The 11,499-nt window shown below is 20.1% G+C and carries 9 protein-coding genes and 3 tRNA genes; 11 read left to right on the forward strand and 1 reads right to left on the reverse strand.

Annotated elements, in window-relative coordinates:
- Window positions 1-76 precede the first annotated feature (76 nt).
- From H0H58_RS00110 to H0H58_RS00125, 4 genes are all read left to right on the forward strand, one after another.
- On the forward strand, window positions 77-2,029 hold the full coding sequence (locus H0H58_RS00110; RefSeq protein WP_185865042.1) for an HDIG domain-containing metalloprotein: 1,953 nt from the start codon (window positions 77-79) through the stop codon (window positions 2,027-2,029).
- 73 nt (window positions 2,030-2,102) lie between these two features.
- Window positions 2,103-2,189: transfer RNA gene (locus H0H58_RS00115), tRNA-Ser, on the forward strand.
- Between the two features lie 18 nt (window positions 2,190-2,207).
- Window positions 2,208-2,281: transfer RNA gene (locus H0H58_RS00120), tRNA-Pro, on the forward strand.
- 5 nt (window positions 2,282-2,286) lie between these two features.
- A tRNA-Arg gene (locus H0H58_RS00125) sits at window positions 2,287-2,360 on the forward strand.
- 18 nt (window positions 2,361-2,378) lie between these two features.
- Here H0H58_RS00125 and H0H58_RS00130 read toward each other — a convergent pair.
- The gene (locus H0H58_RS00130) at window positions 2,379-3,062 is read right to left on the reverse strand and encodes an ATP-dependent Clp protease proteolytic subunit (RefSeq protein ID WP_185865043.1); all 684 of its coding nucleotides are present in this window, start codon (window positions 3,060-3,062) and stop codon (window positions 2,379-2,381) included.
- 118 nt (window positions 3,063-3,180) lie between these two features.
- Here H0H58_RS00130 and H0H58_RS00135 point away from each other — a divergent pair, with 118 nt between their 5' ends.
- The 7 genes from H0H58_RS00135 to ccsA all read left to right on the forward strand — a co-directional run bounded on the left by H0H58_RS00135 (window position 3,181) and on the right by ccsA (window position 11,458).
- The gene (locus H0H58_RS00135) at window positions 3,181-4,641 is read left to right on the forward strand and encodes a lipopolysaccharide biosynthesis protein (protein WP_185865044.1); all 1,461 of its coding nucleotides are present in this window, start codon (window positions 3,181-3,183) and stop codon (window positions 4,639-4,641) included.
- A 9-nt stretch (window positions 4,642-4,650) separates the two neighbouring features.
- A complete protein-coding gene (locus H0H58_RS00140) occupies window positions 4,651-5,010 on the forward strand; it encodes a dCTP deaminase/dUTPase family protein (protein WP_185865045.1) in 360 nt (119 codons plus the stop codon).
- Between the two features lie 17 nt (window positions 5,011-5,027).
- A complete protein-coding gene (locus H0H58_RS00145) occupies window positions 5,028-6,071 on the forward strand; it encodes a sugar phosphate nucleotidyltransferase (RefSeq protein ID WP_185865046.1) in 1,044 nt (347 codons plus the stop codon).
- A gap of 58 nt (window positions 6,072-6,129) precedes the next feature.
- Window positions 6,130-6,339: a Sec-independent protein translocase subunit TatA/TatB gene (locus tag H0H58_RS00150; RefSeq protein ID WP_185865047.1), complete on the forward strand. Its 210-nt coding sequence runs from the start codon at window positions 6,130-6,132 to the stop codon at window positions 6,337-6,339.
- 139 nt (window positions 6,340-6,478) lie between these two features.
- Entirely contained in the window at window positions 6,479-7,474 is a 996-nt protein-coding gene (recA, locus tag H0H58_RS00155) for a recombinase RecA (RefSeq protein WP_185865048.1), read from the forward strand.
- Between the two features lie 2 nt (window positions 7,475-7,476).
- The gene (locus tag H0H58_RS00160; protein WP_185865049.1) at window positions 7,477-8,256 is read left to right on the forward strand and encodes an MBL fold metallo-hydrolase; all 780 of its coding nucleotides are present in this window, start codon (window positions 7,477-7,479) and stop codon (window positions 8,254-8,256) included.
- Window positions 8,257-8,320: 64 nt separating this feature from the next.
- The gene (gene ccsA / locus H0H58_RS00165) at window positions 8,321-11,458 is read left to right on the forward strand and encodes a cytochrome c biogenesis protein CcsA (protein ID WP_185865050.1); all 3,138 of its coding nucleotides are present in this window, start codon (window positions 8,321-8,323) and stop codon (window positions 11,456-11,458) included.
- The last annotated feature ends 41 nt before the right edge of the window (window positions 11,459-11,499 follow it).

Below are 11,499 nucleotides of genomic sequence, written 5' to 3' on the forward strand. Positions count from 1 at the left end.
TTATGTTATTATTATTTATTATGGTAATAATATATTTAATTATTATATATTATTTCAATTTTTTTAAAAAAATTATATGATTTTCAATTTTAAAAAAAAATCTAAATATTTTTTTTATAAAAATTATCTATATAAAATATCTGTTCCAATTATAATAATTTTATTACTAACATTATTTTCTCCGAAAAAAAAAACATTTGAATATAAATTTTATAAAAATGGAAAATGGAAATATATAGATTTATCATCTCCATTTGATTTTAAAATTTATGAAAAGAAAATAATTAATAAAATATTTCTTTTTAATAAAAAAGAAATAAAAAAAAATATAGAAAAAAATATAATAAAAGATAAAATTTCAAAAAAAGATAATTTTTATAATGTTATAAATCATTTTATATCTATTTTCATCAATGATATTTCTTTTCTAAAAAAAGAAGAAATATCTTCATTATCTACTATTGAAAATAAAATATATTGGATTTTAAATAAAAAATCTTTTCCAAAAATAAAAAATATTATTAATGATAATAATTTTCAAGAAAATATCATAAAAAATATTTTGAATAAAAATATAACGTTGAATAGTATTTACAATATTCCAAATACTGAAAAATTAAAAAATAAAAATATTAAATTCTTTTTTAAGAAAGGAGATAAAATTATTAAAAAAAATGAAATAATTGACGATAATAAAATTCATATTTTATCAGAATTAAAAAAAGAATATGAAAAAAAAATATGGAATAAAAAAAAATATTATTTTTCAATAATTGGTTGTTTATTAATCAATAGTATTATTATATTTCTATATAATTTATATATTTTTTATTTCCAAAAATATATTTATTTAGATAACAAAAAAATTAACTTTTTATTTTTCAATATATTATTAATATCTATAATAACAATTTTAATATTAAATTTTTATTTAAAAATATTGTATATAATCCCATTTTGGATAATACCTGTAAATATTATTATTTTTTTTAATTATAATATTAGTATTATTACATATTTAATAACAATATTATTATTATCATTAATTGTTCCTAATCGTTTAGAATTTTTATTTATACAAATAATTACTGGATTATTAATCTTATTAACTACAGGTGATCTTTATAAAATGAAAAATATATTATTCACTATTATAAAGGTAATTATTACTTATATAATAATATTTGGAATATATCAGTTATTTTATAAAGGAACTATAGATTATTTAAATACAAATATTATTTTATTATTTTTTATAAATGGTTTTTTTGCATTATTAATTCATCCATTAATTTTTATTTTTGAGAAATTATTTAATGTTACTTCAAATATTTCTTTAATAGAATTATCTGATTTAAATAGTCCTATATTACGTTTACTTTATAAAAAAGCACCTGGAACATTACAACATGTTTTAATAGTTTCAAATCTTGCTGAAGCTGCTGCTATTTCTATTGGAGCCAATTCTTTATTAGCAAAAATTGGAAGTATTTATCATGATATAGGTAAGATAAAAAATTCAAAATTTTTTATTGAAAATCAATATAATATTAAAAATCCACATGAAAAATTAAATCCTAAAAAAAGTGCTAAAATTATATTAAATCATGTTTATTACGGATTAATTTTAGCTAAAAAATATAAATTACCTAATTCCATTATAGATTTTATACGTACTCATCACGGTGATAGTATTATTGAGTATTTTTATGAAAGATATAAAAAAAAAAATCCTAATATTAAAATAAAGAAAAAACAATTTCAATATCCAGGCCCCAAACCTTTTTCTAAAGAAACTGTTATTGTAATGATCGCTGATTCTTTAGAAGCTGCTTCTAAAAGTATAAAAAATCCATCTTCTAAAAAGATTGATTTTCTTGTAGATAAGATTTTTTATAAAAAAAAAAAGGAAAATCAATTATTAAATGCAAATATTACATTAAAAGAAATTGAAAAACTTAAAAAAGTTTTTCGAAAAAAATTAAAAAATATATTTCATACTAGAACAAAATTTTTTCGAAAAAATTAAATACGAGCAAATAATTATTTGTTTATTTAATATATCTATTTTAGATTTGTCATACTAATTAACTAAGTTAATTGGAGAATTGCCGGAGTGGTTAACGGAACAGTTTGCTAAACTGTCGGTATAGAGATATACCGCGTAGGTTCGAATCCTACATTCTCCGCTATTATTATAATTTATACGGGGTATAGCGTAGTCTGGTATCGCGCCTGGTTTGGGACCAGGAGGTCGTAGGTTCAAATCCTGCTACCCCGATATTTGGTCACGTAGCTCAAATGGATAGAGCAACTGCCTTCTAAGCAGTAGGTTACAGGTTCAAATCCTGTCGTGATCACTTTTTTATTCCAAAATTTTATTTATATTTTTTTGGATGTTTTTCTAGTATTTCATCTATCATTCCATAATTTTTTGCTTCTTTAGAATCCATCCAATAATCTCTATCTGAGTCCTTTTCTATTTGTTCAAAAGGTAATCCAGAATGTTTAGATATAATTTCATAAAGTTCTTTTTTTAATTTCAATATTTCTTTAACGGTAATTTCAATATCTGATGCTGACCCTATGGACCTTCCAATAGGTTGATGAATCATAATTCTAGAATGTTTTAAAGAAGATCTCTTTTTTTTTACTCCAGAACATAATAATACAGCGGCCATAGATGCAGCCATTCCGGTACATATAGTAGAAACATCTGGATCTAAAATTTGCATAGTATCATATATTCCTAATCCTGCATAAATATCTCCTCCAGGAGAATTAATATATATTTGAATATCTTTTTTGGAATCTAAAGATTGCAAAAAAAGTAATTGAGCTTGTATTATATTTGCTATTTGATCTTCTATAGGTGTTCCTAAAAAAATAATTCTATCCATCATTAATCTGGAAAAAACATCCATTTGTGCTATATTTAGTTTTCGTTCTTCAACAATATAAGGTGTAGTTAATTTTATATAATCATATATATTTAAACTATTAATATTCTTATGTTTAACTGCATAATCTATAAATTCCTTTGAATCTTTCCTATAATCCATTTATTCTATACTAATAAAAAATTTTATTAAAGTTACTTATAATTCATATCTTTTTTTATTTATATAAAAAAAAGAACATGTTATCATTCTTATTTAAAACAATTAAAATAATTTTAATTTGTACAAAAAATTAGCCATACACACAATTATTTATTCTATAGGGTTGCTCTTACCAAAAATGGTAAATTATGCTTTTATAAGATTTTTTACTTTTTCTTTAAAAAGAGACGAATTTTCTATATATACTGATATGTACGCCATATCTTTTTTGATAATTGGATTACTATCTTTTGGATTAGAAAATACTTATTTTAGATTTTTATATAAAAAAAATTATAATAAGAATGTAGTATTTTCAACAATTATAATTATACAGTTAATAATTATATCATTATTTTTTTTTATTTCATCAAATTTTATACAAAAAATAATATCGTTCACTGGATATTCAAACCATCCAGAATACTTTATTATGTTTTCATTAATAATATTATTTGATACCATTTGTATAATACCTATGGCGTGGATACGGATGAATGAAAAACCTTTATTACATACTATGATAAACGTAATAATGATGATTACACAATCATTTTTAATAACATATATGTTTTCCTGTCATAAAAATTTTTTTACTATAAAAAATAACTATTATTTATACTTTTTTAAAATAGTAAATTCTTTTACTAATAGAATTGGTTATATATTTTTTGCAAATATGGTGGCATCTTTTATTAATTTTATTTTAATACTTCCTATTATACTAAGAATAGTAAGATTTTCAAAATTTAAAATATCTCTTGCAAAAGAGATGATTCATTATAGTTTTCCTATAATGACTGGAACTATTGCTTTTTCTATTAATGAAAATTTAGATAAAATTTTGATTAAAAGATGGCTTTCTGATGATATAAATGGAGCATATTCTGCATGTTATAAAGTAGGATCTTTTATGAGTTTATATATAAGAATTTTTCGATTAGGGATCGAACCATTTTTTTTTAAAAAATCTAAAGATACTAATGCAAAATATTTTTATGAAGAAATTACATATTTGTTTATTTTATTTGGATTATTATTTTATGTATTAGTATGTGGAAATTTAAAATTTATTATTCATTTATTAATTAATAAAAGATATCATTTTGCAATTTCTATTATTCCTATAATAATAATGGGAAATTTATTTTTGGGAATATACAATAATTTATCTATTTTTTATAAAATTTTAAATCGTCCTTTGGTGGGGACTTATATTTCTTTAATAGGAGTTTTAATAACGTTATTATTTAATTTTATTTTTATAAATAATCCGAATAATAATTTTATAATTCCTGCTTGGGGAACTTTTATGTCTTATGGATTTATGCTGTTACTCCTATTTATTTGGAATAAAAGAACTTTTCCAAAATTTTGTAAAGAAATAAAAAATATATTATTACATTTTTTTATTGCAAATTTTACTGTATTTATAACTAATAGAAATCAAAATATAATAATTAATATTATAATTCAATTATTATATTTAATAATTATTCTAATAATCGAACGAAAAAAATTGTTAACTCTTTTAAAATAATTAACTAAATTGCATTTATATAAAAACTTTCCAAAAGTAATTTTAAATAATATTGATAATCCAATTAAAATTAGATTATTTGATCGAAAACTAATTTCTAGTGGTATTATTATACCATTAAAATTAAAAAAACATTTTATTGTTTTAAAAAAAATTTTTATTAAATCTATTTGTATTATTCATATTACAAATATCATGGAAGTAAAAATACTTTTAATAAATGTTTGTTATAAAAAACTTATAATTTATCCAAAAGAAAAAATAGCAATGATAGATTTTTTTGAAAAAATAAATGTTAATTGGAAAAATTCTATTCATTTGAAAAAAAGTAATAGAGGAAAAAAATGTTTCGGAAGTACCGGAATATAATATCTATTTTAAAAAAAATGAAAATTATAATCCCCATAGCAGGAAGAGGTATTCGTCTTTATCCTCATACTTTATGTACACCTAAAACATTTTTAAACATTGCTGGAAAATCAATTTTAAAAAGACTATTAGATGAGTTATTAGAAATAATTAATTTTTTTTCAATAAAAGAAATAATTTTTATAGTTAATTTAAATACAGATAAAATAAAAGTAGAAAAAAAATTAAGAAAATTAACTGATGATATAGGAATTAATTCTATTATATATTTTCAAAAAGAACCATTAGGAACAGCAGATGCTATATTAAAAGCTAAAAAATCTTTAATAGGTGATCCAGTTATTATAGTATTTTCCGATGCACTATTTCATAAAATAGATTTTAAAGAAAATATAAATCAAATTTTAAATAATAAAAATATTATATGGACTAATCAAATAAAAAATCCTACTACTTTTGGAGTAGTAAAATGTAATTCTTCTGGAAGAATTATTAATTTTATAGAAAAACCAAATAATTTTATTTCTGATTTAGCTATTGTTGGAATTTACTATTTTCATAATAGTCTTATTTTAAAAGAAGAATTACAATATGTAATCAATAATAATATTAAGAATAATAAAGAATACCAATTAACAACTGTACTAGAAAATATGAGAAAAAAAGGTGAAATATTTATTAGTCAATTAGTTAAAAATTGGATTGATTTTGGAAATATAAAAACTATTATTTCATCAATTTCAAAAATTTTATCTATAGATTGTAAAAAAAAATTGAAATTAATTCATAAGAATTCGTTACTGAAAAATAGTATTATTATCGAACCATCTTATATAGGCGAATCTACCATAATAGAAAATAGTATAATAGGACCATACGTATCAATAGGAAAATTTTCATATATAAAAAATAGTAATATTAAAAAATCATTAATTCAAAATTATGCAAATGTAGTTTCTTCTAATTTAGAAAATAGTATAATAGGAAATTATACATCTTATAAAGAAAAAGCAAAAAAGATAAATTTAGGTGATTATTCTACCATAAAAAATAATTCATAAATTTTTTAATTTTAGTGTTATATTAGTGTTATAATAATATCAATAAATAATAATATTAATGATTTATTTTTTTTATACATTATTAATTATATTGGGAACCTTTGGAACTAGTGAAATAGTAGTAATTGTTATTCTTGCTCTTTTATTATTCGGAGGTAAAAAAATACCTGAATTAATGAAGGGATTAGGAACCGGATTAAAAGAATTTAAAAAAGCTTCTGAACTAGAGAATTCTGAAGATAATTTAGACTCTGATTCTGATAAATAATAATATTTATTGTTGTTCAGATATAAAGTTCAACATTAATTGATTATTTATATTACGCAGATCTTATTAACATTTTTCTTATTCTTATTTCAGTTTTTTTAATAATTAAAAAGAATTTATTTTAAATATATTAAATATTATGAAAGAAAAAATTGATCAAAAAAGAAAATCTGTAGAAGCAGTTTTAGAAAAAATGGATAAGATGTACGGAAAAGGTACTGTAATGCGAATGGGAGATTCAAATTTAGAAAATTTAGAAACTATATCTTCTGGATCAATTAGTTTAGATATAGCTTTAGGAATAAATGGACTGCCAAAAGGAAGGATTATTGAAATATTTGGTCCAGAATCTTCTGGAAAAACTACTTTAGCTTTGCATGCTATTACTCAATCTCAAAAAAAAGGGGGTTTTGCAAGCTTTATTGATGCTGAACATGCTTTCGATTGTTATTATGCAGAAAAAATTGGAGTAAATATAAAAGAATTAATTATATCCCAACCAGATAATGGCGAACAAGCATTAGAAATAGTAGACAATTTAATAAGATCTCGAGTAATTGATATGATAGTAGTTGATTCTGTAGCTGCATTAATACCTAAAAGTGAAATAGAAGGAGAAATGGGAGAAACTAAAATTGGATTACAAGCTAGATTAATGTCACAAGCATTAAGAAAACTAACTTCCAGCATTGGAAAATCTAAAAGTATATTAATATTTATTAATCAATTAAGAGAAAAAATTGGAGTATATGGAAATCCAGAAGTAACTACCGGTGGTAATGCTTTAAAATTTTATTCTTCAATAAGATTAGATATAAGAAGAGGTATACAAATTAAAAATGGTGACAAAATATTAGGAAATAGGACTAGAGTAAAAGTAGTAAAAAATAAATTATCTCCGCCATTTAAAATAGCTGAATTTGATATTATGTATGGAGAAGGAATATCTAGAACAGGTGAAATATTAGATTTAGGAGTGAATTTAGGAATAATTAAAAAAAATGGATCTTGGTTTAGTTATAAGGAAATTAAATTAGGTCAAGGAAGAGATTCAGTAAAAGAATTTTTAAAAGACAAAAATAATATCATAAACGAAATTCAAAAAAGTATCATTAATCAGTATAATTTTAAATAATTATGAAAATTACTTTTTTAGGAACTGGTACGTCTCAAGGAATTCCTATTATCGGATCTAAACATCCTGTTTGTTTATCAAAAGATCCTAAAGATAAAAGATTACGAAGTTCAATATTAATTGAAATTAATCATATGTTTTTTTTAATAGATTGCAGTCCAGATTTTAGATATCAAATGTTACGAAATAATTTTAATAAAGTAAATGCTATTTTTATTACACATGAACATTATGATCATATAGGTGGTTTAGAAGATATTAGACCTATTAATTTTCATAAAAAAATAATTCATACGATTCCTATTTATGGATTAGATAGAGTTTTAAAAAATTTAGAAAAAAGATTTTTTTATCTTTTTTCAGGAGAAAAAAAAAAAAATATTTTCAGAATTTCCTTTAATAAATTAGAAAAAAATTGTGAAAATTTTTATATTTCTAATATAAAAATATATCCATTATACGTATTTCATAATACTTTACCTATATTAGGATTTCGCATTAAAAATTTTGCCTATTTAACAGATATTAGTGATATTCCAATTGATACAATGAATAGATTAAAAGGATTAAATATTTTAGTTTTAAATATTTTAAGAAAAAAATCTAAAGATAATAAATTTTTATTTTCAGAAACTTTAAATATTATTCGTTTAATTCAACCAAAAAAAACTTATTTGACACATATTAGTAATAAAATTGGTTTTCATAAAAAAATACAAGAAAAATTACCTAAAAATGTTTATTTAGCTTATGATGGCTTAAAAATATATAATAAAATTTAATAACAATTATTATGATTCATTTTTTCCTATTTTTTGATTTTTCATAAAAAAAATTCAATTTAAAATGGAAATCTTAAAAAAATTTTTTTTATCAACAAAAATAACATCTATATTATTTTTAATAATAGCTATTTCCATGGCAATAGCTACATTTATAGAAAAAAAATATTCTACTAATATCGCTAAAATATTTATTTATGAATCTACTTGGTTTGAAATTATAATATCTTTAATTGTAATTAATTTAGTTTTTAATATATGGAAATATAAATTATGGAATAATAATAAAATTCCTGTTTTAATTTTTCATTTATCATTTATTTTTATTTTTATTGGTGGGATTTTATCTAGATATTTTAGTGACGAAGGAGTAATCTATTTAAGAGAAGGTAGGTTTACCAATAAAGTACTTTCTCAAAATAATTATATTAAATTAAGTATTAATAAAGGAAATTATAATAAAAAAAATTATTTTGATAAATTTATACTTTCTTCTTTTCATAAAGATTATAAAAAAAAATTTTTTTTTAAAAAAAAACCCTTAAAAGTAAGTATTATAAAATGTATTCCATGTCCAAAATTATTTATTTTAAAAAATAATCATGAAAAAAAGATATTAAGAATTATATATTTAAAAAATAATAATAAAAATGAATCTTTTCTTAAAGAAAATGAAAAAATAAAAATTAATAAAATTAATTTTTATTTAAATAAAAATATCCATCTTAATGGAATACAAATTTTTGAAAAATCTGGAAATATATATATAAGGTCATCTTTTTCTGGAAAATGCATAAATATGATTAATGGAATTTCTAATCCATTAAAAAAAAATTATGATGAAATTTTGAAAATTAGACATTTATATGAAATAAAAATTAATTCTTATAATAAATTTTATTTTGTAATTCCTGAAAAAATTTTAAAAGGAAAATTAAAATATATACAATCATGTGAAAAGGAAGATGACAATTCAATTTATGCTATTACTGCAAAAATTTGTTTTCAAGGAAAAAAAAAGATTATAAATTTTTTTGGTGGAAATCATTCCTTAAAAATGAGTGATCCAATCTTTATTGATAAATATAAAATATCCATCGGATATGGATCGAAATTTTTAAATATTCCTTTTTATTTACGTTTAAATAAATTTAATTTAGAAAATTACCCTGGATCTAATTCCCCATCTTCTTATACTAGTGAAATTACATTAATAGATAAAAATAAATGTAAAGATTACATTATTTATATGAATAATGTCCTAAATTATAAAGGATACAGATTTTTTCAATCTGGATATGATCCAGATAATAAGGGAACATATCTTTTTATTAACAATAATTATTTGGGAACATTATTTTCTTATATAGGATATATATTTATGGTTATTGGTATGTTTTTTACTCTTTTTTGGAAGGGAACTAGATTTGATTATCTTAAAAAGAAATTAAATCATTTAACACATAATAAAAATTTTTTTATTATATTTTTTATAACCACCTTATTAGGGATTAACAATATTTATTCTCAATTTAATGAAAATTCATCTCTGAAAATAGATGAAATTTCTGATTTTATTCATATTCCTAAAAAACATTCGGATAAGTTTGCTAAACTATTAGTACAAGATCCTAAAGGAAGAATAAAGCCAATTAATACTATGGCAATTGAATTATTAAGAAAAATTTATAAAAAAGATTCTATAGGTAATATTGATGCTAATCAATGGTTCATATCAATGCACCAAGATAATATTTTTTGGATGAAAGTTCCATTTATAAAAATGGATAAAAATATAAATTTTTTTAAAAAAAATAAAAGTTATTATGCATCTCTAATGGATTTTTATGTTTTAGATAAGAAAACTTCTAAATTAAAATATATCTTCCAAAAAGATTATCAAAAATCTTTTTCAAAGAATCCAATACATAGAAATGAATATGATAAATCTATTATCCGGATTACTGAACGTGTTGGAATTATACATGAAATATTTCAAGGAAAATATACTAGAATATTTCCAATTCCAAATGATAATAATAATACTTGGTCAAGTTGGATAAAAAATAATCAACTATATCCTTTAGGTTATTCAATGTTAAATAATTATTTAAAATCTTTATTAGATTCTGAAAATAATAAAAATTGGAATATTGCAGATAATGAATTAAATAAAATAAAAATATTCCAAATAAAGAATTCTAAATTAGTTCTACCTTCAAAAGAAAAGATATCTGCCGAAATTATTTATAATAAAATAAACATATTTTATTATTTATCTTTCTTTTATATTGTTTTAGGTATTATTATTATATTAAACTCATTTTCAACAATTTTTTTTAAAAAAAAAATAATAAATTTTTTACAAAAAATATTTTTAATAAATTTATTTATATCATTTATAATTCAATTTTTCGGATTAATCATTAGATGGTATATATCTAATCATGCTCCATGGACTAATGGATATGAATCGGCGATATTTATTAGTTGGTCTATTATAGGAGTAGGATTATTTTTTTATAAAAATAAATTTTTACCTGGAATTACATCTTTAATTTCATCAATATTATTAATGATTGCACATGGAAATGCAATGGATCCTGAAATAACTAATTTAGTTCCAGTATTAAAATCATCTTGGTTAATTACACATGTAGCCACAATAACTTCTAGCTATGGATTTTTTTTCACAAGTTCTGTAATAGGAATTTTAGTTTTAATTCTTTTTATCTTTAAAAATATTTTTTATTCTTATAGTAAAAAAATTTTTAATCAAATACAAAAATTAACTATAATAAATGAAATGTGTCTTACTATAGGAATATTTTTATTAACAATAGGAACCATTTTAGGATCAGTTTGGGCTAATAATAGTTGGGGACGTTATTGGAGTTGGGATCCAAAAGAAACGTGGGCTTTTATTAGCATTATGATTTATGCATTTATATTGCATATTCGTTTCATTCCTAAAATGAAAAATATAATAATTTTTAATTTTCTTAGTGTATTATCGATAATAACTATCATTATGACTTATTTTGGAGTAAATTATTATTTATCGGGATTACATTCTTATGCAAAAGGTGATCCAATTTCTATTCCTAATTGGATATACTATATGTTATTGATTTTATTATTTATTTCAAGTTTAGCTTTTTATTGTGAAACATATAAAAAAATAAAAATAAAAGAAAAATAATATTGTCTATTATAATTAAACATTATATATAGCAAAATTTT

The sequence above is a fragment of the Blattabacterium cuenoti genome, from assembly GCF_014251775.1.
In the GTDB taxonomy this organism is placed as follows: domain Bacteria; phylum Bacteroidota; class Bacteroidia; order Flavobacteriales; family Blattabacteriaceae; genus Blattabacterium; species Blattabacterium cuenoti_H.